Origin of the sequence: Streptomyces sp. NBC_00234 (genome assembly GCF_036195325.1) — a bacterium.
Taxonomy (GTDB): Bacteria; Actinomycetota; Actinomycetes; order Streptomycetales; family Streptomycetaceae; genus Streptomyces.
Genome location: NZ_CP108101.1, coordinates 5,910,936 through 5,933,679 on the forward strand (window position 1 = coordinate 5,910,936; position 22,744 = coordinate 5,933,679).

General features: G+C 71.9%; 19 protein-coding genes. 11 read left to right on the top strand and 8 right to left on the bottom strand.

Features of this window, described 5'->3' with window-relative positions; genetic code table 11:
• The first annotated feature begins 42 nt into the window (after window positions 1-42).
• Together OG230_RS26125 and OG230_RS26130 are read left to right on the top strand one after the other, a co-directional pair.
• Window positions 43-648, top strand: coding sequence for a GNAT family N-acetyltransferase (locus OG230_RS26125; protein WP_328906151.1), 606 nt, complete (start codon window positions 43-45; stop codon window positions 646-648).
• Between the two features lie 36 nt (window positions 649-684).
• A complete protein-coding gene (locus OG230_RS26130) occupies window positions 685-2,385 on the top strand; it encodes a proline--tRNA ligase (RefSeq protein WP_328906152.1) in 1,701 nt (566 codons plus the stop codon).
• 78 nt (window positions 2,386-2,463) lie between these two features.
• On the opposite strand, the gene OG230_RS26135 is transcribed toward OG230_RS26130, so the two are convergent.
• The 3 genes from OG230_RS26135 to OG230_RS26145 are packed head-to-tail and all read right to left on the bottom strand — an operon-like array spanning window position 2,464 to window position 4,453.
• The gene (locus OG230_RS26135; RefSeq protein WP_328906153.1) at window positions 2,464-3,384 is read right to left on the bottom strand and encodes an aminoglycoside phosphotransferase family protein; all 921 of its coding nucleotides are present in this window, start codon (window positions 3,382-3,384) and stop codon (window positions 2,464-2,466) included.
• Window positions 3,385-3,413: 29 nt separating this feature from the next.
• The gene (locus tag OG230_RS26140) at window positions 3,414-3,908 is read right to left on the bottom strand and encodes a ferritin-like domain-containing protein (protein ID WP_443051381.1); all 495 of its coding nucleotides are present in this window, start codon (window positions 3,906-3,908) and stop codon (window positions 3,414-3,416) included.
• A complete protein-coding gene (locus tag OG230_RS26145) occupies window positions 3,905-4,453 on the bottom strand; it encodes a hypothetical protein (RefSeq protein WP_328906154.1) in 549 nt (182 codons plus the stop codon). Before OG230_RS26145 ends, OG230_RS26140 begins: the two co-directional genes overlap by 4 nt.
• A gap of 176 nt (window positions 4,454-4,629) precedes the next feature.
• Between OG230_RS26145 and rimP the strand changes: the two genes are divergently transcribed.
• The 9 genes from rimP (at window position 4,630) to OG230_RS26190 (ending at window position 16,718) form a co-directional block, all read left to right on the top strand.
• Window positions 4,630-5,127: a ribosome maturation factor RimP gene (gene rimP, locus OG230_RS26150; RefSeq protein ID WP_328906155.1), complete on the top strand. Its 498-nt coding sequence runs from the start codon at window positions 4,630-4,632 to the stop codon at window positions 5,125-5,127.
• Window positions 5,128-5,129: 2 nt separating this feature from the next.
• Complete coding sequence (gene nusA, locus OG230_RS26155; protein ID WP_328906156.1) at window positions 5,130-6,170, top strand: transcription termination factor NusA; 1,041 nt, start codon at window positions 5,130-5,132, stop codon at window positions 6,168-6,170.
• 145 nt (window positions 6,171-6,315) lie between these two features.
• On the top strand, window positions 6,316-6,603 hold the full coding sequence (locus tag OG230_RS26160) for a YlxR family protein (RefSeq protein WP_328906157.1): 288 nt from the start codon (window positions 6,316-6,318) through the stop codon (window positions 6,601-6,603).
• Between the two features lie 140 nt (window positions 6,604-6,743).
• Window positions 6,744-9,878, top strand: a complete 3,135-nt coding sequence (gene infB / locus OG230_RS26165) for a translation initiation factor IF-2 (RefSeq protein WP_328906158.1) — start codon at window positions 6,744-6,746, stop codon at window positions 9,876-9,878.
• Between the two features lie 136 nt (window positions 9,879-10,014).
• Window positions 10,015-10,308: a DUF503 domain-containing protein gene (locus OG230_RS26170; protein ID WP_328906159.1), complete on the top strand. Its 294-nt coding sequence runs from the start codon at window positions 10,015-10,017 to the stop codon at window positions 10,306-10,308.
• Window positions 10,309-10,346: 38 nt separating this feature from the next.
• Window positions 10,347-10,820 carry a 30S ribosome-binding factor RbfA gene (gene rbfA, locus OG230_RS26175; RefSeq protein ID WP_328906160.1) on the top strand — a complete coding sequence of 158 codons (474 nt, stop codon included), beginning with the start codon at window positions 10,347-10,349 and terminating at the stop codon, window positions 10,818-10,820.
• Window positions 10,817-11,716: a tRNA pseudouridine(55) synthase TruB gene (truB, locus tag OG230_RS26180; protein WP_328906161.1), complete on the top strand. Its 900-nt coding sequence runs from the start codon at window positions 10,817-10,819 to the stop codon at window positions 11,714-11,716. Before rbfA ends, truB begins: the two co-directional genes overlap by 4 nt.
• Window positions 11,717-11,926: 210 nt before the next feature.
• A complete protein-coding gene (locus tag OG230_RS26185) occupies window positions 11,927-15,718 on the top strand; it encodes a serine protease (RefSeq protein ID WP_328906162.1) in 3,792 nt (1,263 codons plus the stop codon).
• Between the two features lie 43 nt (window positions 15,719-15,761).
• Window positions 15,762-16,718, top strand: coding sequence for a bifunctional riboflavin kinase/FAD synthetase (locus OG230_RS26190; RefSeq protein ID WP_328906163.1), 957 nt, complete (start codon window positions 15,762-15,764; stop codon window positions 16,716-16,718).
• Between the two features lie 81 nt (window positions 16,719-16,799).
• On the opposite strand, the gene OG230_RS26195 is transcribed toward OG230_RS26190, so the two are convergent.
• The 5 genes from OG230_RS26195 to OG230_RS26215 are packed head-to-tail and all read right to left on the bottom strand — an operon-like array spanning window position 16,800 to window position 22,694.
• The gene (locus tag OG230_RS26195) at window positions 16,800-17,777 is read right to left on the bottom strand and encodes an ABC transporter ATP-binding protein (protein WP_328906164.1); all 978 of its coding nucleotides are present in this window, start codon (window positions 17,775-17,777) and stop codon (window positions 16,800-16,802) included.
• Window positions 17,774-18,811 carry an ABC transporter ATP-binding protein gene (locus OG230_RS26200; protein WP_328906165.1) on the bottom strand — a complete coding sequence of 346 codons (1,038 nt, stop codon included), beginning with the start codon at window positions 18,809-18,811 and terminating at the stop codon, window positions 17,774-17,776. The genes OG230_RS26195 and OG230_RS26200 overlap by 4 nt, the downstream gene beginning before the upstream one ends.
• A complete protein-coding gene (locus OG230_RS26205) occupies window positions 18,808-19,728 on the bottom strand; it encodes an ABC transporter permease (protein ID WP_328906166.1) in 921 nt (306 codons plus the stop codon). Before OG230_RS26205 ends, OG230_RS26200 begins: the two co-directional genes overlap by 4 nt.
• Complete coding sequence (locus OG230_RS26210; protein ID WP_328906167.1) at window positions 19,725-20,816, bottom strand: ABC transporter permease; 1,092 nt, start codon at window positions 20,814-20,816, stop codon at window positions 19,725-19,727. The genes OG230_RS26205 and OG230_RS26210 overlap by 4 nt, the downstream gene beginning before the upstream one ends.
• A 3-nt stretch (window positions 20,817-20,819) precedes the next feature.
• Complete coding sequence (locus tag OG230_RS26215; RefSeq protein ID WP_328906168.1) at window positions 20,820-22,694, bottom strand: ABC transporter substrate-binding protein; 1,875 nt, start codon at window positions 22,692-22,694, stop codon at window positions 20,820-20,822.
• Between the last annotated feature and the right edge of the window lie 50 nt (window positions 22,695-22,744).

The window sequence follows — 22,744 nt, forward strand, 5'->3', positions numbered from 1 at the left end:
ACGCGGTCCCGGCCCGCCGGGAACGGCCAGTAGGGTTCCCGCATGGCAGCAGCAGCTTCCGGGAGCGGCCCCGGGGTTCCCGACGTCCTGGTCGGCCCCGTCGACCTGGCCGAGCGCGTCGACGAGGCACTGGCGGTGCAGGCCCTCGCCTTCGGCCTGAGCCCGGAGGAGATCGAGGTGCGCCGGCATATCGTGCTGCGCCACCTCGACCATCCGCAGGCCCGGGCCCTCGGAGCCACCACCCCCGCCGGCCGGCTCGTGGGATTCGTGTACGGCATGCCCAACGACCGGTCCCAGTGGTGGTCCACCGTCGTCGAGCCCTATCTGCGCGCCACCGGCTCCGACGGCTGGCTCGACGAGTCGTTCGTGATCACGGAGCTCCACGTCCATCCGGACTTCCAGCAGCGCGGCATCGGCCGCACCCTGATCACCACCGTCACGGACGCCGTCGGCCTGCCGCGTTCCATCCTCTCGGCGATCGACACGGAGAGCCCGGCACGCGGTCTGTACCGCGCCCTCGGCTACCGGGACCTGGCCCGCCAGGTGCACTTCCCCAGTGCTCCCAAGCCGTACGCGGTGATGGGCGCGCCCCTCCCGCTGCGCCGTGCGGAAGCAATCGATTTCCGCCCGCCCCTGCCGCCCGGCTAATCTCGGCCACATCACCCTTCCGAGCAGGAGTTCATCATGGCCCAGGTCCAGCGCATGTCCCGATTGATGATCAAGACACTGCGCGACGACCCGGCAGACGCCGAGACGCTCAACCACAAGCTGCTCGTCCGGGCCGGATACGTACGTCGCACGGCTGCCGGCATCTGGACCTGGCTGCCGCTCGGCAAGAAGGTCCTGGAGAACGTCACGCGTGTCGTCCGCGAGGAGATGGACGCCATCGGCGGCCAGGAGGTCCTGCTCCCCGCGCTGCTCCCCAAGGAGTCCTACGACGCGAGCGGTCGCTACGAGGAGTACGGCGACCTGCTGTTCCGCCTCAAGGACCGCAAGGGCTCCGAGTACCTCCTCGGCCCCACGCACGAAGAGATCTTCACCCAGATCGTCAAGGACCAGATCACGTCCTACAAGGACCTGCCCGTGGTCCTGTACCAGATCCAGACCAAGTACCGCGACGAGGCCCGCCCGCGCGCCGGTGTGCTCCGCGGGCGCGAGTTCCAGATGAAGGACTCGTACTCGTTCGACACCACCGACGAGGGCCTCATCGAGGCGTACCAGCTCCACCGGGCCGCCTACATCCGGATCTTCGAGCGCCTCGGCCTCGACCACCGCATCGTCTCCGCGGTCTCCGGCGCCATGGGCGGCTCCGCGTCCGAGGAGTTCCTCGCCCCGGCCCCGGCCGGCGAGGACACCTTCGCCGACTGCCCCAACTGCGACTACGCCGCCAACACGGAGGCCGTGACCTTCGAGGCCGCCCCCGTCGACGGCTCGGCGCACGGTCCCGTCGAGGAGCTCGACACCCCGGACACCCCCACCATCGAGACGCTCGCCGCCTTCCTCGGCATCCAGGCGTCCGAGACGCTCAAGAACCTCCTGGTCAAGGTCGACGGCGAGATCGTCGCCGTGGGCGTCCCCGGCGACCGCGAGGTCGACCTCGGCAAGCTCGGCGAGCACCTGGCGCCGGCCGTGGTCGAGCTGGTCACCGCCGAGGACTTCGAGGGCCGTCCCGACCTCGTGCGCGGCTACGTCGGCCCGCAGGGCCTGGACAAGGTCCGTTTCATCGCCGACCCCCGTATCGCCTCCGGCACCGCCTGGGTCACCGGCGCCAACAAGCCCGGCACCCACGCGCGCAACGTCGTCGTGGGCCGTGACTTCGAGGTCGACGACTACCTCGACGTCGTGGTCGTCGAGGCGGGCGACCCGTGCCCCAAGTGCGGCGCCGGCCTCAAGCTGGACCGTGCCATCGAGATCGGCCACATCTTCCAGCTGGGCCGCAAGTTCGCCGACGCCTTCCAGCTCGACGTGCTCGGCCAGAACGGCAAGCCGGTCCGGGTCACGATGGGTTCGTACGGCATCGGCGTGTCCCGCGCCGTGGCCGCGCTCGTCGAGCAGACCGCCGACGAGCAGGGTCTGTGCTGGCCCCGCGAGATCGCCCCGGCCGACGTCCACGTCGTCGCCGCGGGCAAGGCGCTCCAGACGGAGCTGGCCCTCGACGTCTCCGAGAAGCTGAACGCGGCGGGCCTCCGGGTCATCGTCGACGACCGCGCGGGCGTCTCGCCCGGCGTGAAGTTCACCGACGCCGAGCTGATCGGTGTGCCGAAGATCCTGGTGGCCGGCCGCCGCTCGGCCGAGGGCGTCCTGGAACTCAAGGACCGCCGCACGGGCGAGCGCGAGGAGCTCACGGTGGACGAGGCGATCGCCCGCCTCACCGACCGGGGCTGACCCTCTCCGACACACCCCGAAGGCCCCCGCGCACCGTGCGCGGGGGCCTTCGGGTTCGTCGGTTCGAGCGAGCGGGTCCTACAGCCAGCCCGCGAACTCCAGGGCCAGTTCGCCGTCCTGTCGGCGTCCCGCGGTCAGTGCCCGGGTGCCCGACTCCACGGCCCGGAACAGCGTCCAGCCGTGCAGCCTCTCCCGGTCCACGTCCAGGGAGTCGGCGAGCTTCTTGACCCGTCGCCGGGCCGTCGCGGCCCCGCCGGGAGAGGCGATCAGATCCTCGACCCGGTCGCGCACCAGCCGTGCCAGGTCGTAGGCCCGCTCGCCGACCAGCGGCTCGGGGCCGACCGTCAGCCAGGGGGAGCGCTCACCCGAGAGCACCTTGCTCTGGCGGAAGTTGCCGTGCAGCAGCAGGACTTCGGGGGAGTGCGCGACCAGTTCCGCACGGGCCGCCAGCGCGTCCGTCACGAGCGGCGCCAGCGTCGGATCGGCCTCCGCGACCGCCCGCATCGGCCCCGCCTGACGTTCCGTCCGCTCGGCCACCGATTCGAAGGAGTGCCCGGCCGGCGGGTCGACCCACAGCCGGCGCACCGTGCCGGCCGCCTCCAGCAGGGCCTTCGCCTCCGGGAGCGAGCGCAGCGACACCTCGTGGTGCAGCCGCTCCAGGAGCAGGGCGTCGCCCGGCAGCGCTCCGGCCGCGGGTTCGAGGAGCTGTACGGCGCCCCAGCCGTTCCAGTGCGCCAACGCCGCCCGCTCGCAGCCGGGCGCGGCCTCGGACGGGGCGATCTTCAGCACGCCCGGGGTCCCGTCGGACCTCCGGACCAGGAGGACGAGGCTGCTGCGTCCGCCGGGGGCGACCACCCGCTCGACGGAGAGTTCCTGCGCGTCCCCCGCGAGCGCCTCTTCGGTCAGTGCGGGAAGCCGCCCGAGCCAGTCGGCCGCGGCGGCGTCCCCGTACATCTCGCCGAGCGCTCGGACCAGACGCTGCGGCGGTTCGAAACCCATACGTGCCTTGTTCCCTTTCAGAGCCTTCTTCAGTGCGTCCCGCTCGTCCCTTCCGGACCCGCGGCTTCCCCGGTCGTGGCCTTCTCGGCAAGCCCGGGAAAGGCTACGCCGGTGCCCCGCCAGCGGACCGCGCGTACGGCGGCCTCCCGCAGAGCGCCCGCGGCCTCACGCCGCAGGGGGCCTTCGGCGGCCCGTACGAGGTCGGAGTAGACGCCCGCGATCCGGTCCTCCAGCACGGCGGCGAGCCGCACCGCCGCCGCCGGATCCCGTACCGCGAACGGCAGAGCGTACGCGGCATCGGCCGCGACCGGCGCACCGCCCAGGTCGCGCACGGTGCGCACCAGCGCGTCGCGCCGGGCCCGGTGCCCGTCGAAGGCGGCCGTGGCCTCGCTGCCGCGCCGCCCGTCGAGCCGGCCGCCGAGCACCGCGTAGCCGTACACCGCGGCGTGTTCGGCGGCCAGGGCGGCCTGTGCGGCCTTCAGTTCCTCGGGGCCGTCCCCGGCCCGCGTGTCCATGACGCTCATGACGCGGTGTCCTTGGCGAGTTCGGTGAGCAGGTACGCGTGCACGGCGCCGGCCGCCGCGACGGAGGCCAGCAGCCGGGCGAGCTCCGGTTCCGCCTCCAGGAGCGAGACGGTGTGCGCGTCGGCGGCGCGTCGTGCCGCCGCGGCGAGTTCCTTGAGAGCGGCCTTCGGCTCGACGGCCGGAGCCGCTGCGGGCGGACCGGGCGCCGTCGCCCCGGCGCCCTTCGACAGGGCCGCCGTGTGCTCCTGTACGGCCGAACGCAGCGGGGCCAGTCCGGCGGCCGTCGCGGGGTGGGCCGCCGCCACCTGGTCGTACCGGGCGAGCAGCGAGGCGCTCACACGCGTCGCGCTCCCGCGCAGTTTCCGCTGTGCCCGGGCGTCCGAGGCCCGGGCGCGGGCCTCGGCCTGGGCCCGTGAACCGGCGTTCGTGGAACCCTTCCTGGCCTCCGGCCCGTCACCGTCGCCGCAGCCCGCCAGCACCGCGCCCATCGAAAGCGCTCCAGTGGCCGCGAGCGCGGCCCTGCGCGTCGTCCCCGTCCGCCGCACGTGTCTCCTCCGGGTCCCGTTCGGTACTGACTGGTTCTGTCCTGAAGTGATCACCGCTGGCGAGCGTACCCGCGCCCCGGGGCAGGCGGACGGCAACACCCCTCCGGACCGGATACCCTTTGACCTGACACACGACGATCCCCACAACAGCACACGCGGCCGAGGAGTCACCCGGGATGAGCACCACCCAGAGCGAGAGGCTGCGCGAACTGCTGGAACCGCTCGTCAGCGCCGAGGAACTGGATCTCGAAGAGATCGAGGTGGCCCGGGCCGGGCGCCGTCAGGTGCTTCGAGTCGTCGTCGATTCCGAACAGGGTGTCGAACTGGACGCCTGCGCCGAGCTCAGCCGCGCGATCTCCGAGAAGCTCGACGAGACGGACGCCATGGGCGAGGGCGAGTACGTCCTCGAAGTGAGCTCTCCGGGCGCCGACCGCCCGTTGACCGAGCACCGCCACTACGTACGCGCCACCGGCCGCCTCGCGAGGCTCCAACTGACCGAGGGCGGCGAGCTGGTCGCTCGCATCCTCGCCGTCGACGACGAGGGACTGGACCTCGAAGTGCCGGGCGTGAAGGGCCGTAAGCCCACCGCCCGCCGGGTCTCCTTCGACGAGATCGCGAAGGCGCGCGTGGAGATCGAATTCAACCGCAAGGACAAGAAGGAAGAGGAGGCGTAGCCGTGGACATCGATGTGAAGCTGCTGAAGGGCTTGGCGCAGGACAAGGAGATCCCCTTCGACGTGCTCGTCGGGGCGATCGAGTCGGCCCTCCTCATCGCGTACCACCGTACGGACGGCAGCCACCGCCGGGCGCGGGTCGAGCTGAACGAGCGCGGCCACGTGACGGTGTGGGCCAAGGAGGACCCGGCCGACCTCGAAGAGGGCCAGGAGCCCAAGGAGTTCGACGACACCCCGTCCGGCTTCGGCCGGATCGCGGCGACGACCGCCAAGCAGGTCATCCTGCAGCGGCTGCGCGACGCGGAGGACGACCGGACGTTCGGCGAGTACGCCGGCCACGAGGGCGATGTCGTCACCGGTCTGGTCCAGCAGGGCAAGGACCCGAAGAACGTCCTCGTCGACATCGGCAAGATGGAAGCCATCCTGCCCGTCCAGGAGCAGGTGCCGGGCGAGGAGTACACGCACGGCCTCCGGCTGCGTTCGTACGTCGTCCGGGTCGCCAAGGGCGTCCGCGGTCCGTCCGTGACGCTGTCGCGTACCCACCCCAACCTCGTGAAGAAGCTCTTCGCGCTGGAGGTCCCGGAGATCGCCGACGGCTCGGTCGTCATCGAGGCGATCGCCCGCGAGGCCGGTCACCGCAGCAAGATCGCGGTGCGCTCCACCCGCGCAGGTCTGAACCCCAAGGGCGCCTGCATCGGCCCGATGGGCAGCCGGGTGCGCAACGTCATGGCCGAGCTGCACGGCGAGAAGATCGACATCGTTGACTGGTCGGACGACCCGGCCGAGATGGTCGCCAACGCGCTGTCGCCCGCACGGGTGAGCAAGGTCGAGGTCGTGGACCTCGGTGCCCGGTCCGCCCGGGTCACCGTGCCCGACTACCAGCTGTCGCTGGCGATCGGCAAGGAGGGGCAGAACGCCCGCCTCGCCGCCCGCCTCACCGGCTGGCGCATCGACATCCGCCCGGACACGGAGACGGACGAGGAGCGGGACATCGCGGACCGTGAGCGCGCCGAGCGCGCCAGGGACCGGTCGCAGCGGGGCTGATCCCGGCCCCTCCGGTATCGGGCCGAGCCGATTCGTGACCGGCCCGAAGGAATAGATCGGGGCGCCACGGCGCTGAGATCACGACAACATCCGTTCGATTTTTGCCCCAAAGGGGTGAGGTCGTTGCGGGGAGGTAGACTTAAACGTGTCTGGCCGGACGCACGCCCGCGCTTGCCCCGAACGAACCTGTGTGGGATGCCGGGAGCGGGCGGCCAAGAGCGAGCTGGTGCGCATCGTGGTGGATGAGGGTGAATGCGTCCCTGATCCGCGCGGTACGCTGCCCGGCCGGGGTGCGTATCTGCACCCCGCCTCTGTCTGTCTCGACCTGGCGGTTCGCCGCCGGGCATTCCCCCGGGCCTTCAAGGCCAAGGGGCCGTTCGGATCCGCGGCACTGCAGCGGTTCGTCGAGCGGGTGACAACGCAAGAAAAGTGAACGGCACGGGACCCCGTGCGGTCAGGTACCTCGCGAGTTGGAAGTAGGTCGAGATTGCGATGAGCACTCGATGAGTACGCGATGAGTACGCCCATGAAGTAGCGACGGTCCGGCGGTAACCCGGACCTAAAAGGAGCGAAGTGGCTAAGGTCCGGGTATACGAGCTCGCCAAGGAGTTCGGGGTTGAGAGCAAGGTCGTCATGGCCAAGCTCCAAGAACTCGGTGAATTCGTACGTTCGGCGTCCTCGACGATCGAGGCGCCGGTTGTACGCAAGTTGACTGACGCACTGCAGGGGCCCGGCGGCAACGCCGGCAAGTCCGCTGCGAAGCCTGGCGCGCCCCGCAAGGCCGCCCCCTCGAAGCCCGCAGCGCCCTCCCCGGCCGCTGCGGCACGTCCCGCTGCCCCGAAGCCCGGCGTCCCGGCCCCCAAGCCGGTCGCAGCCGAGGCCCCGGAGAGCAGCGCCCCCGCCGCACCTTCCGCGCCGTCCGCGGGCCCGCGTCCGGGCCCCAAGCCCGCGCCGAAGCCCGCACCGGTCACCCCGGTGCCCGCGGCTGAATTCTCCGCTCCGGCCCCGGCTCAGCCGGCCCAGCCGCAGCAGGCCCCGCGTCCCGCGGGTGCCACCCCCGGCCCCCGCCCCGCCTCCCGTCCGGCTCCGGCCGGCGGTCAGCGCGACGGTGGCCGTGACGCAGGTCAGCGCGACGGCGGCCGTGGTGGCGAGCGTGGCGGCGACCGCCCCGCGCGTCCCGCGGGCCAGGGAGCGCCGCGACCCGCAGGTGCTCGTCCGGCGGGTCCCCGTCCGGGCAACAACCCCTTCACCTCCGGTGGCTCCACCGGCATGGCGCGTCCCCAGGCCCCGCGGCCCGGCGGCGCCCCGCGTCCCGGTGGCGGTCAGGACCGTCCGGAGCGCCCCGGCGCCCCGCGTCCGCAGGGCGGCCCCGGTGGCGCCCCGCGCCCGCAGGGTCAGGGTGGTGCCCGTCCGAGTCCCGGCGGCATGCCCCGTCCGCAGGCTCCCCGTCCGGGCGGTGCCCCGTCCGGTAACCGGCCGAACCCGGGCATGATGCCGCAGCGTCCCGCTGCGGGTCCGCGTCCCGGTGGTGGCCCCGGTGGCGGTGGCCGTGGTCCCGGTGGCGGCGGCGGTCGTCCCGGCGGCGGTGGCGGCGCAGGCCGTCCCGGTGGCGGCGGCTTCGCAGGCCGTCCGGCCGGTCCCGGTGGTGGCGGCGGCGGTTTCGCCGGTCGTCCCGGTGGTCCCGGTGGCGGTGGCGGCGCAGGCCGTCCCGGTGGTGGCGGCGGCTTCGGCGGTCGTCCCGGCTTCGGTGGACGTCCCGGCGGCCCGGGTGCCCGTGGTGGCACACAGGGTGCGTTCGGCCGTCCCGGTGGTCCCGCGCGTCGTGGTCGCAAGTCGAAGCGTCAGAGGCGCCAGGAGTACGAGGCCATGCAGGCCCCGTCGGTGGGCGGCGTCATGCTGCCTCGCGGCAACGGGCAGGCTGTCCGGCTGTCGCGCGGTGCGTCCCTCACGGACTTCGCGGAGAAGATCAACGCCAACCCGGCGTCGCTCGTCGCCGTGATGATGAACCTCGGCGAGATGGTCACTGCCACGCAGTCCGTCTCCGACGAGACGCTGAAGCTTCTCGCGGACGAGATGAACTACATCCTCGAGATCGTCAGCCCCGAGGAGGAGGACCGCGAGCTGCTCGAGTCCTTCGACATCGAGTTCGGCGAGGACGAGGGCGGCGAAGAGGCCCTGGTCTCCCGTCCGCCGGTCGTGACCGTCATGGGTCACGTCGACCACGGTAAGACCCGACTGCTGGACGCGATCCGCAAGACGAACGTCGTTGCGGGCGAGGCCGGCGGTATCACGCAGCACATCGGTGCGTACCAGGTCGGCGCCGAGGTCAACGGCGAGGACCGTCGCATCACCTTCATCGACACCCCGGGTCACGAGGCGTTCACCGCCATGCGTGCACGTGGTGCGAAGTCCACCGACATCGCGATCCTCGTGGTGGCGGCGAACGACGGTGTGATGCCCCAGACGATCGAGGCGCTGAACCACGCCAAGGCGGCCGAGGTGCCGATCGTGGTCGCGGTCAACAAGATCGACGTCGAGGGTGCCGACCCGACCAAGGTGCGCGGTCAGCTCACCGAGTTCGGTCTGGTGGCCGAGGAGTACGGCGGCGACACGATGTTCGTCGACATCTCCGCCAAGCAGGGCCTCAACATCGAGGCTCTTCTGGAGGCCGTCGTCCTCACCGCCGACGCCTCGCTCGACCTGCGGGCCAACCCGGAGCAGGACGCGCAGGGTATTGCGATCGAGTCCCACCTCGACCGCGGCCGTGGTGCCGTTGCGACCGTCCTGGTCCAGCGAGGCACGCTGCGGGTCGGCGACACGATGGTGGTCGGCGACGCGTACGGCCGAGTCCGCGCGATGCTCGACGACAAGGGCGAGAACGTCGAGGAAGCGGGTCCCTCGACCCCCGTCCTCGTGCTGGGTCTCACCAACGTCCCGGGTGCCGGCGACAACTTCCTGGTCGTCGACGAGGACCGTACGGCCCGTCAGATCGCCGAGAAGCGTGCCGCTCGTGAGCGCAACGCCAACTTCGCCCGCAAGGGTGTCCGGTTCTCCCTGGAGAACCTGGACGAGGCGCTCAAGGCCGGTCTGGTCCAGGAGCTCAACCTCATCATCAAGGGCGACGCGTCCGGTTCGGTGGAGGCTCTCGAGTCCTCGCTGCTCCAGCTCGACGTCGGTGAAGAGGTCGACATCCGGGTCCTGCACCGCGGTGTGGGTGCGGTCACCGAGTCGGACATCGACCTGGCGACCGGCTCCGACGCCATCGTGATCGGCTTCAACGTGCGCGCCGCAGGGCGTGCGCAGCAGATGGCCGAGCGCGAAGGCGTGGACGTCCGGTACTACTCGGTCATCTACCAGGCGATCGAAGAGATCGAAGCGGCCCTCAAGGGCATGCTCAAGCCGGAGTACGAAGAGGTCGAGCTCGGTACGGCGGAGATCCGCGAGGTCTTCCGCTCGTCCAAGCTGGGCAACATCGCCGGTGTGCTGGTCCGGTCCGGCGAGGTCAAGCGCAACACCAAGGCGCGCCTGCTGCGTGATGGCAAGGTCATCGCGGAGAGCCTCAACATCTCCGGTCTGCGCCGCTTCAAGGACGACGTCACCGAGATCCGCGAAGGCTTCGAGGGCGGTATCAACCTCGGAAACTTCAACGACATCAAGATCGACGACGTCATCGCGACGTACGAGATGCGCGAGAAGCCGCGAGGCTGACCCGTACCTCAACAGTCGGGGCCGGTCGACGGGTCTTATTCCGTCGATCGGCCCCGGCCGTTCCGTGTACGGTTCTTGTGTCCCTGCCAAGCGCTGGCAGGGCACGAACCCGAACCGGCGGGACATCCGGACATACATGTATGTGGGGACACTGTCCTTCGATCTGCTCCTCGGCGACGTACGTTCGTTGAAGGAGAAACGCTCCATCGTCCGGCCGATCGTTGCCGAACTTCAGCGCAAGTACGCGGTGAGCGTGGCGGAGACGGGTGAACAGGATCTCCATCGCAGGGCCGAGATCGGCCTCGCGGTGGTCTCCGGGGACACCGGACATCTCACAGATGTACTGGACCGGTGCGAGCGGCTGGTGGCCGCGCGCCCCGAGGTGGAGCTGCTGTCGGTTCGACGGCGGCTGCACAGCGACGAAGACTGAACGAGCAAGGCAAACCCAGAAGGAAGAGTGACGGACCGGTGACCGACAACGCGCGGGCCCGAAAGCTGGCCGATCGCATCCAGGTCGTGGTCGCGGAGACCCTGGACCGGCGTATCAAGGATCCGCGGCTCGGATTCGTGACGATCACGGACGCTCGCGTCACCGGCGATCTGCGGGAGGCCACGGTCTTCTACACGGTCTACGGGGACGACGAGGAGCGTGCGGCCTCCGCCGCCGCGCTGGAGAGCGCCAAGGGCGTCCTCCGCTCCGAGGTCGGCAAGCAGATCGGGGTCCGGTTCACGCCGACCCTGGCCTTCGTGCCGGACGCCCTCCCGGACAACGCCCGCACCATCGAGGACCTCCTCGACAAGGCGCGTGCCAAGGACGCGGCGGTGCGTGAGGTGTCGACCGGCGCGACGTACGCGGGCGGGGCCGACCCGTACCGCAAGCCGGAGGACGAGGACGACGAGGCCGACGGGTCCGACGAGAACGAGGGCCCTGCCTCCGCATGACTCAGCAGAACAGAACGCCGGACGGCCTCGTCATCGTCGACAAGCCGTCCGGCTTCACTTCGCACGACGTCGTCGCCAAGATGCGCGGCATCGCCCGTACCCGCCGTGTCGGTCACGCCGGCACGCTGGACCCGATGGCCACGGGCGTGCTCGTGCTCGGCGTGGAGAAGGCCACCAAGCTGCTCGGCCACCTCGCGCTGACCGAGAAGGAGTACCTCGGCACGATCCGGCTCGGCCAGGACACCGTGACGGACGACGCGGAGGGCGAGATCACCTCGTCCACCGACGCGTCGGGCGTGACCCGTGAGGGCATCGACGCCGGCGTCGCGGCCCTGACCGGCGCGATCATGCAGGTGCCGTCCAAGGTCAGCGCCATCAAGATCGACGGCAAGCGGTCGTACGCGCGGGTGCGCGGCGGCGAGGAGTTCGAGATCCCGGCGCGTCCGGTGACCATCTCGTCCTTCCACGTCTACGACGTGCGCGAGGCCGTGGCGGAGGACGGGACCCCGGTCGTCGACCTGGTCGTCTCCGTCGTCTGCTCCTCCGGTACGTACATCCGGGCCATCGCCCGCGACCTCGGTGCCGGGCTCGGCGTCGGCGGACATCTGACCGCGCTGCGTCGCACCCGGGTGGGCCCGTACGGACTGGACATGGCCAGGACGCTCGACCAGCACCAGCAGGAGCTGACCGTGATGCCGGTCGCGGAGGCCGCCTCCTCGGCGTTCCCCCGCTGGGACGTCGACGAGAAGCGGGCCAAGCTGCTGCTCAACGGGGTCCGGCTGGACATGCCCTCGTATCCGCCGGGGCCGGTCGCGGTCTTCGGTCCCGACGGGACGTTCCTGGTGCTCGTCGAGGAGCAGCACGGCAAGGCCAAGAGCCTCGCCGTCTTCGCCTGACCCGCCGCCGGTCCCGCGTGCCGTTCGCCGTGGAGCGGGCAGTGCCCCCTGTGCCCGCTCCACGATCCCCCTCCCTCGGAGAGCTCTGTCCAAAGAGCGGTGTGAATTCACCCCAATGGACGGGCGCTCGGAGTGAATACGGGGTGCACAAGGGGGCGCGTTACCTCGGTCCGCTACGCGCGCCGATCCGTGCCGACCTACGGTCGGACCATGGGCAGCGGGGACCGGCCGGAGCTGGTAAGAATCTGCGATCGCGCCGGCCGGCCGCGGGGGACGGGATTCGTCGCGGACGACCGCGGCACGGTCCTCACCAGCCATGAGGCCGTCGCCACGTCCGTACCGCTGACGCTGCACGGACGGGACGGACGGCGCTGCGCCGTGCGGCCCGAGGACGTCACGCCCCTGGCGGAGCTCGGCCTCGCCCTGGTGCGCACCGACGGGCCCGACGCCCTGGGCGCGCAGCCGCTGCCGGTGACCGTCAGGGACCGGATCGGGACGGGTACGTACGTGCGCATCGCCGCCCACGGGTGGCGCGAGGCCCGCGTGCTCGGATCGGCCCCCGCGACGTACGCCCACGGGGGCCTGACCCACCGGATCGACGGGGCGCTGGTCCTGGCCCTCGGCACCGACGGACGGGACGCACTGCGCTCGGGCGGGGCGGCCGTGGGCGGGCCGGTGATGGACCCGGAGACCGGTGCGGTCCTCGGCGTGCTCTCCACGGCCCGCGGAGCGGGACACGAGTCGGCAGGGCTCGCGGTGCCCCTCACCGGGCGGACCGCGGGGCCCGGCTCCGAGCTCTTCCAGGCCCTGCTGCGGCGGAACGCGACGACCGTGCCCGGCTACGGCCGCGACCTCAACCTCGCGGGCGCCCACCAGCTGACCGCCACCTCGGTCGGGTCGCTGGGCGGTCCGGGCCACCGTACGGAGCCCGTCGACCGGCCCGACGTCGCCGGGGCCTTCGCCGCCTTCGAGGCGGGTACGGGACAGGTGCTCGGTCTCGTCGGGGCCCCCGGAACCGGCCGCACCACCGAGCTCGCCGCCCTGGCCGCCCGCCGCGCGCAGGGGTCCGTGCCCGCCCTCACCCTCTGGCTGCGCGGCGCCGACCTGCTGGCCGACGACACCTCGGTCGCCGACGCGACGGCCCGCACCCTTCAGCGGTCCGGACGGATCATCGCCGCCGCCGGCGCCGGGGGAGACATGGCGGCGGCCACCCCCGAGGGTGTGGCGGCGCTCGCCACCGCGGCCGGAAGCCCCCTGCTCGTCGTGCTCGACGGCCCGGAGGAGATGCCGCCGCTGCTGGCCCACCGGCTGGCCGACTGGACCGCGGGGACGGCCGACTGGCTGAGCGCCCACGGGGTGCGGATGGTCGTCGCCTGCCGCCCCGAGCACTGGGAGACCGCGGGCGGGCTCTACCCGCCCGACGTCCTGCACCGCCCCGAGCGGCCCGCGGGACGGCTGCCGTCCGCCGTGCGCCTCGGCGACCTGACCGCGGGCCAGGCGGCACTGGCCCGGGAGCGGTACGGCATCCCGGCCGGTGCGATCACCCCGGGCCACGACCGCCATCCGCTCACGCTGCGCCTGCTGGCCGAGGTACGGGAAGCGCTGCCCCCCGACGTCGCCGGCCGGCCCGGCACGGAGGACGTCTTCGGTGCCCACCTGGACCTGATGTGCGTCCGCATCGCCGTCCGGATCGCCGCCGGGGACGAGCAGCGGCTCCGGGGCTCGGCGGTGCGCAGGCTGGCCGCGAAGGTGGCGGGCCAGGTCCACGAGGCGGCCCGGCGCTGTCTCGGACCGGGGCAGGGGGAGCTGGACAGGGCCGCGTTCGAGGAACTCTTTCCGTGGCGCACGGGCTGGGCCTCGGCGGTCCTCACGGAGGGCCTCCTGACCCCGGCGGGCGCCGGCTACCGCTTCGCTCACGAGGAACTGGGCGACTGGGTCCAGGGCGCGCACCTGGACCTCGGCGCGGCGCTGCACGCCCTGGTCCACCGCTGGCACGCGTCGCGCTCACCGGACGGAGCCGGGATCGGAGCCGGAGCCGCATCCCGGGCCGGGGAACGCGGGGACGGGCCGCCCGTCCGGGGTGTGCGCGGCCTCCGGGCCGGTCACGGTGCCGACCCGGTCTCCGCACGGCGCCGCGCCGTCAGGAGCGGACGCGGGATCCCGGCCCCCCGGTCCGCCCCCGAGCCGGTCCCCGGGGCCGCTCCGGAGCGGGACGAGCCCCGCACGCTGCCCGTGCCGCGTCACCGCATCGGCCCGGTGATCCAGGCGATGCTGCTGCTGGGACGGCGCCAGGGGGCGTCCGCGCTGGCGCACCGCATGGCGGACCTCATCGAGGCGATCGACCGGCTCTCGGCGCAGCCGGGCGGGGCCGGGGCCCCCGGGCGGCCGGTCGGGGCGAGCGCGGCAGGACCCGACGGGTTGCCGGAATCCCCGGCGGGGACCGGCGACGCCGTCTGGTGGGCCGCGCACCTGCTCGGGGAGAGTCTGCTCCGGGTGCCCGACGCACGGCCGTACCTCGGAGTGCTCCGGGTGCTCGCGGGACGGATCACCCGGCAGGACCTCGCCGGCGACGGGTCCTCGCCGCCGGAGGCGTACGGAGAGTTCGGCCCGTGGTTCTGGCGGCGGCTGCGACTGCCCGAGGACGAACGGATCGATCTGCTGCGTCGGCTCCTGCCCGCCGACGGCGCCCCGCGCGCGGACGGGGACGAGCGGTATCTCGACGCCGTGGCACGGCGGCTCACCGCCGCCCCGCACACCGTGCAGGCCCTGCTCTGCCGGTGGTTCACCGACGAACGCCCCCTGCACGCGGAGGAGGGGCTGCCGATGCGGCCCACCGTGGCCGCCGCCGCGCAGGCCCTGCTGTACGCCCGCCGCGACCTGGACATCGACGCGCTGACCGAGGCGCTCGCCGCGACCGCCCACCCCCGCGCCGAGGAACTGCTGCGCACCTTCGTCGAGGACGAGCCGTCCGCGCTCTGCCGGGCCGTCGAACGCTGGGCGGGGGACGAGGACCGGCCCGGCCGGCGGGCCGCCGCGGCGGCGTACGCCCCGGTCCTCCTCACCCGCGCCGTCCCGGACGCCGACCGCGCCCTGCTGCGCGGCGCCGCCCTCCACCTGCTCGCGCGCCCCGCCGACTCCCGGCTGCACGGGGCGGCGCTCACCGTCCTCGTACACGATCCGGGGACCAGGGACCGCTATCTGCCGCAGGCCCTCCGGGTGTTCGCCGCCGGTGACCCGCGGCTTCCGGTGGAGCTGCTCGCCGAGGTGTTCCCGGCCCACCCGGGTCCGGTCCTCGCCGCACTGCGGGCCCGGCTGGCGCGCCCGGACGACGGTGCGGGGGACGTGCTCCTGGCGCTCGCCGGTCTGGACACCCCTGCCCTGGCGCTGCACGCCGCCGGCCTCGTACGGGACTACATCGACGCCCACCCCGAGGACGGGGAACGTGTCGCCGCGTACGTCGACGCCCGGCTCGAACACGGCCCTGCCGCCCGCGCGCTGCTGCTGCCCCTGGTCACCGGCTTGCTGCGGGACCGGCCCGCGCCGCCGCCCGCCCGCGGCGCCCTCGCCCGGGTACTGGCCGCGCCCGGGAGCGCGGCCTCGCGTCCGCTGCGGGCCGAGCTGCTGGAAGCGCTGCTGGAGTTCGAGCAGAACACCGGCAGGGACCAGGAGGTGCTCGACGCGCTCCTGCACGCCGCGGCGGCCGGCTCGGGTGCGCGTTCCCCGGTCCGGACGAGGGCACTGGTGCACCGCACCGGCATGCTCCTGGTGCGGACCCCGGAAGGCGCGGCGCGCTTCGACCGCCGCCTGGTCGAACTCGCCCGCGAGGTACCCGGATTCGCGGGCATGGTCATCGGCTGGCTGGCCGACGCGCCCCAGGAATGGGCGGCGGTCGTCGGTCCCAGCGCCCGGCGGACGCTGGAGGCCCTGGATACGTCACAGCCTGCGATGACGGTGCCGATGCAGGCCGTGGGGCGTGAGCATGGCAGTCTTAGACCTGCGTAATGGACAGAGGCACGTACACAGGTTCGGGCGAGGAGCGGTCACAGTGCAGCGCTGGCGTGGCTTGGAGGACATCCCCCAGGACTGGGGACGCAGCGTCGTCACCATCGGCTCCTACGACGGTGTGCACCGCGGACACCAGCTGATCATCGGCCGGGCCGTGGACCGGGCGCGCGAGCTGGGCATCCCGTCCGTGGTCGTCACCTTCGACCCGCACCCCAGCGAGGTCGTCCGTCCCGGCAGCCACCCGCCCCTGCTCGCCCCGCACCACCGGCGCGCGGAGCTGATGGCGGAACTGGGTGTGGACGCGGTGCTGATCCTGCCGTTCACGACCGAGTTCTCGAAGCTCTCGCCGGCCGACTTCATCGTGAAGGTGCTGGTCGACAAGCTGCACGCGCAGGCCGTCATCGAAGGGCCGAACTTCCGGTTCGGCCACCGGGCGGCCGGGAACGTGACGCTGCTCACCGAGCTCGGCGGGACGTACGACTACACCGTCGAGGTCATCGACCTCTATGTGAGCGGCGAGGCGGGCGGCGGTCAGCCCTTCTCCTCGACCCTCACCCGCCGGCTGATCGCCGAGGGCGACGTGACGGGCGCGGCGGAGATCCTCGGCCGGCCGCACCGCGTCGAGGGCATCGTGGTCCGTGGCGCGCAGCGCGGCCGTGAGCTGGGCTTCCCGACGGCGAACGTCGAGACCCTGCCGCACACCGCGATCCCCGCCGACGGCGTGTACGCGGGCTGGCTGACCGTGGACGGCGAGGCGATGCCCGCCGCGATCTCGGTCGGCACGAACCCCCAGTTCGACGGGACCGAGCGCACCGTGGAGGCGTACGCGATCGACCGCGTGGGCCTCGACCTCTACGGGCTGCACGTGGCCGTGGACTTCCTCGCCTACGTACGCGGGATGATGAAGTTCGACTCGATCGACGAGCTGCTCGTGGCGATGGCCGCCGACGTGAAGCGCTCCAGCGAGCTGATCGCCGCCCACGACAACCGGGGCTGAGCGACAGCGACCGACGTACGACGGCGCACGGCCCCGGACCGATCGGTCCGGGGCCGTGCGCCGTCGTCGTGTCGCGGGGTACTACACCGTCGCCGCCCAGTGGCACGCGACCTGGGTCGCCCCGCCGCCCGCGAGGACCGGCAGATCCTCCGTGCGGCAGGCGTCGGCCACACCCGCACGCTCCGCCTCGCCCGTGGCGAGGATCTGGCAGCGCGCGTGGAACCGGCATCCGGACGGCACCTTCGACGGGTCCGGCGGTTCCCCGGTCAGGATCACCGGTTCGCCCTCCGCCTCCGGCAGTACGGACAGCAGGGCCTGGGTGTACGGGTGCCGGGGCGCCGTCAGGATCTGCTCCACGTCACCCGTCTCCACGATCCGGCCGAGGTACATCACGGCCACCCGGTCCGCGATGTTCCACGCCAGACCCAGGTCGTGCGTGACCACCAGCGCCGACAGCCCCAGATCGTCGCGCAGCCGCAGCAGCAGCGCCAGGATCTCGCCGCGCACCGACGCGTCCAGCGAGGCCACCGGCTCGTCGGCCACGATGAGTTCCGGCTCCAGCACCAGCGCGCCGGCGATCACGACCCGCTGGCGCTGACCACCCGACAGTTCGTGCGGATACCGCAGGAAGAACCGCTCCGGGGGCCGCAGCCCCGCGCGCGACAACGCCTGGGCCACCGCCGTTTGTTCGTCCCCCGCGTACCCGTGGATGCGCAGGCCCTCCGCCACCGCGTCGTACACCGTGTGCCGGGGATTGAGCGAGCCACTGGGGTCCTGGAGCACCAGCTGGACCCGCTTGCGGTACGCCTTCAGGGCGCGGCCCGAGTAGTCCAGCGGCTCGCCGCCGAAGGTGACCCGCCCGGCGGACGGCGGGACCAGGCCCAGCAGCGAGCGGGCCAGCGTGGTCTTGCCGCAGCCCGACTCGCCGACCAGCGCGACGATCTCGCCCGGCCGGATGTCGAGGTCGACCCCGTCGACGGCGCGGGCCGGGTCGGCGCCGCGCCTGCCGGGGAAGGTGACCCTGAGTGCCTCCGCGCTGAGCAGGGGAGTGGTGGTCATGTCGTGCTCCTTGCTTCCTCGGCGGCCGGCTCGTCGCTCGGCCCCGGGCCGGGCCCGACGAGCACACAGGCCGCCCGGCGCCCCTCTCCGGCGCTCCGCAACTCCTGGTCCTCGGTGGCGCAGGTGCCCAGCGCGACCGGGCAGCGCGGATGGAACGTACAGCCGGACGGCAGCGCCGACGGGTCCGGCGGGTCGCCCGGCAGACCGCGCGGGGCGTGCCGGGACGAGAGGTCGCCGATCCTGGGGAAGGCGGCGGACAGCGCGTTCCCGTACGGGTGCGAGGCGTTCTCGTACACCTGCTTGGCCGGACCCTCCTCGACGACCCGGCCCGCGTACATCACGGCGAGCCGGTCGCAGGTGTCGGACAGCACCGCCAGGTCGTGGCTGATCATGATGAGGCCGAGGTCCTGGTCGGCCACGAGCTGCTCGATCAGCCGCAGGATCTGCGCCTGGATCATTACGTCGAGCGCGGTCGTCGGTTCGTCGGCGATGACGAGACGCGGATCGCAGGCCAGCGCCATCGCGATCATCACACGCTGGCGCTGACCGCCGGAGAGCTCGTGCGGATACGCGTCGGCGCGCGCCGCCGGGAGCCCGACCTGTTCCAGCAGTTCGCCCGCCCGCTTCCGCGCGGCGGCGGGCGTGGCCTTCTTGTGGAGGAGGATCGGTTCGGCGATCTGGTCCCCGATGCGGTGCACGGCGTTGAGCGAGTGCATCGCGCCCTGGAAGACGATCGACGAGCCCGCCCAGCGCACCGCCCGCAGACGGCCCCACTTCATGGTGAGGATGTCCTCGCCGTCGAGCAGGATCTCGCCCGACAGCGTCGCGGACGCGGGCAGCAGCCGGAGCAGGGCGAGCGCCAGCGTCGACTTCCCGCAGCCGGACTCCCCGGCGATGCCGAGCTTCTGGCCCGCCTCGACCCGCAGATCTACGCCGCGCACGGCGGGGACGCCCGAGGCCCCCGAACCATAGGTGACGTGGAGATTTCTGACGTCGAGCAGCGGCTGCCCGGTCGTCGGCCCGGATGTGGTCAACGGGTCACCCCCAGCTTGGGGTTGAGCACGGACTCGATCGTCCGGCCGCACAGCGTGAACGCGAGCGCGACGACGGCGATGGCGAGTCCGGGCGGGGCGAGGTACCACCAGTTACCGGAGCTGACCGCACCGGCTTCGCGGGCGTCCTGGAGCAGTCCGCCCCAGGAGACGATCGTCGGATCGCCGAGCCCGAGGAAGGCCAGGGTCGCCTCGGTGAGAATGGCGGTGGAGATCACCAGCGTGGTCTGCGAGAGCACCAGCGGCATCACGTTGGGCAGGACGTGGCGGGACATGATGTGGCCGTGTCCGCCGCCGAGCGCCTTGGACCGCTCGATGTACGGGCGTGACTCGACGGACAGCGTCTGTGCCCGGACCAGTCGTGCCGTCGTCGGCCAGGTCGTCACCCCGATCGCGAGGATCGTCGTCCAGACGGACCGGGAGAGCACGGTGGCCAGCGCGATGGCGAGCACCAGGGTCGGCATGACCAGGAACCAGTCCGTGATCCGCATGATCACGGTCCCGTACCAGCCCTTGAAGTGTCCCGCGGTGATACCGACCAGCGTGCCGATCGACACCGAGAGGAAGGCCGCGAGCAGGCCGACGGTCAGCGAGACCCGCGTACCCCACAGCAGCAGGGCCAGCAGGCTGCGTCCGAACTGGTCGGTTCCGAGGGGGAATTCGGCGCTGGGCGACTCCAGCGGGCCACCCGTGGCCTCGGTGACGCTCTGGGACTCCTCGCCCACCAGTAGGGGAGCGGCCAACGCGAGCAGTGCGATCACCCCGAGGACGACGAGTCCGGCGACGCCCGCCCGGTGGGTGCGGTACTGGTTCCAGAAGCGGGTCACGGCGCGGCGTCGGCGGGCCCAGGTGAGGGAGCGCACGCTGCTTGCCTTCACGGCATCGGTCGAGGCAGTCATCGGCCCACCCGGGGATCGAGCAGCGGATAGATCACATCGGCGAGCGTGTTCATGAGGATCACCGCGGCGGCGAAGACGAAGAACAGGGCCTGCACCAAGGGCAGGTCGGGCACGCTCAGCGCCTGGTAGAAGAGCCCGCCGAGGCCGGGCCAGGAGAAGACGGTCTCCACGAGGATGGCACCCGCCACCGTGTTGCCCAGGTTCACGAAGAGCAGGGTCACGGTCGGCAGCATCGCGTTCGGCACGGCGTGGCGGCGTCGTACGAGATCGTCGCGCAGCCCCTTCGCGCGTGCCGTCGTCAGATAGTCGCTGCCCATCTCGTCGAGCAGCGAGGAGCGCATCACCAGGAGGGTGCGGGCGTACTCGACGGCGACGAGGGTGACGACCGGCAGCACCAGGTGGTGGGCGACGTCGAGGGCGTAACCGAAGCCGCTCTCGTTGCCGGACTCCATGCCGCCGGTCGGGAAGATCCCGGGGATCGGGCCGATGCCCACCGACAGCGTGATGATCAGCAGCAGGCCGAGCCAGAAGGACGGCACCGAGTACAGCGTCAGCGCGAAGGCGGTGTTGAAGCGGTCGCCGGCCGAGCCGTTGCGCCAGGCGGATCTGGCACCCAGCCAGATGCCGATCACGGTGTAGATCACGAAGGCGGTGCCGGTGAGCAGCAGCGTCGCGGGAAGCGCCTCGGAGATCTTGTCCATGACGGGGGCGCGGAACTGGTACGAGGTACCGAAGTCGCCGGTGAGGGCCTTGCCGCAGTAGTCGGTGAACTGCCGCCAGACGGGCAGGTCCAGGCCGAACTCGCGCCGCATCGCGGCGATCTGTTCCGTGGACACCTGACGCCCGCCGGTCATCTGCTTCACCGGGTCGCCGGGAATCATCCGGAAGAGGAAGAAGCTGGTGACGAGCACGGCGAGCAGCGAGATGGCCGCACCGGCCAGCTTGCCCGCCACATAGCGGAAATAGGCGGTCGTGCTACGGGATCGCGGACCGCGGGCCGACGGCCCGGCCGGAGCCGGACCGTCGGTCTGCGCACTGTCCACGCCCGGCGCGCTCTTCAGCGGCGCGGGTGTGCTGTCTGTGCTCATGGACTATTCACGGTCTTCCGCGGTGGAACGACGACGCATGGCGAACAGCAGCCCGCCACCGGCGAGGACGACGACGGCGACACCGATCCCGATCAGGACACCGGTGGAGCTGCCACCGTCGTCGGAGGAACCGCTCGAAGCCGCAGCGGCCGGAACCGCCGACCACCAGCTCCAGTACCCGTCCTGACCGTAGATGTTGCCCCCGGCGGAGGGCATCGTCGTGATCGACTTGATCTGGTCGGTACGGTACGCCTCGACGGCGTTCGGATAGGCCATGACATTCATGTACCCGGTGTCGTACAGCCGCGATTCCATCTGCTTCACGAGATCGGCCCGCTTGGCCGGGTCGTACTCGGCCAGCTGCTGCTTGTAGAGCTCGTCGTACTGCTTGTCGCAGATGAAGTTGTCCGTCGCCGCCGACTCCTTCGGCTTGGCCGGCAGGGCGTCGCAGGTGTGGATCGACATGACGAAGTCCGGGTCCGGGTTGACGGACCAGCCGTCGAAGGCGAGGTCGTACTCACCGGCGTACCAGGGGTCGGACACGTTGTCGATGCAGTTGACCTTCAGGCCGATGCCCAGGTCGCCCCACCACTCCTGGAGGTACTTGCCGATCGCCTTGTCGTTCGGGTCCGTGGCGTGGCACAGGATGCGGAAGTCGAGCGGCTTGCCGTCCTTGCCGGCCCGCTTGCCGTCGCCGTTCTTCTTGTAGCCGGCCTCGTCCAGCAGGGCCCCGGCCTTCGCCGGGTCGTAGCTGAGCTTCTGGTCGGCCGAGGGCTGCCAGAAGTACTCGGAGTAGCGCGGCGGGATGTAGCCCTCGCCCTCCACCGCGTGGCCCTGGAAGACCTTGTCGATGATGGTCTTGCGGTCGACGGCCATGAAGAGCGCCTGACGGACCTTCTGGTCGAGCAGCGCCGGATGCCCGTCGCCGAACTTCTTGCCGTCCTTCGTCTGCGCGCCCGGGTTGGTCGCCAGCGCGTAGAAGCGCCGGCCGGGCGCGTCGTTGACCTTGATGTTCTCGGCGGTCTTCAGCGAGGCGGACTGAGCGGGCGTCAGGCTGGGGCTGCCCGCGACGAAGGAGACCTCACCCTTGCGCAGGGCGGCGACGGCGGCGTCCTGGTCCTTGTAGTAGCGGAAGACGACCTCGTCGAACTTGGGCGAGCCGCGCCAGAAGTCCTTGTTGGCCTTGAGCTTCACATAGCTGTCGACCTTGTAGTCCGTCAGGATGAACGGACCGTTCCCCACGATCGGGAACTTCGTGTCGTTGTTGAACTTGGAGAAGTCACCGACCTTCTCCCACACGTGCTTCGGCACGATCGGCACGTCCAGCGCGGCCATCGTGGCCTGCGGCTGCTTCAGCTTGATGACGAGCTGCTCCGGGGTGGGGGCCGTCACCTTCTCGAAGTTGGCGACGAAGCTGCCGTTCGAGGTGGCCGCGCCCTCGTCGGTCATCATCTTGTTGAAGGTCCACGCGGCGTCCTCGGCGGTGGCCTTCTGCCCGTCCGACCACTTCGAGTCGGACCGGATGGTGTACGTCCAGGTCAGCTTGTCCGCCGACGGCTCCCACTTCGTGGCGAGCGCGGGGATCGTGTGGTTGTCCTTGGCGTCGTAGTTGGTCAGGTAGTCGTACATGAGCCGGTGGATGCTCGTGCTGAGCAGACGTTGCGCGAGGAACGGGCTCAGGGAGTCGACACTCTGGGCGACCGCGACCGTCAGGGTCGTCTTGCCGCCGTCGGCCTGCGCCTCCTGCGGCGTGGGCGCGAGTGGGTTTCCCGGTACGACCGAACCGGCTGCGAGCGCCAGTGCGGCGGCGCCGGAGGCCAGGAGGAGACGCACGCTGCGGTGTGGGCGGGGGGATCGGGGTGGAACTCTTGTGACCATGGGACGTTGACCTCGCGTCATGACTCGCATGGAGAAGGCGGGCAGATCTC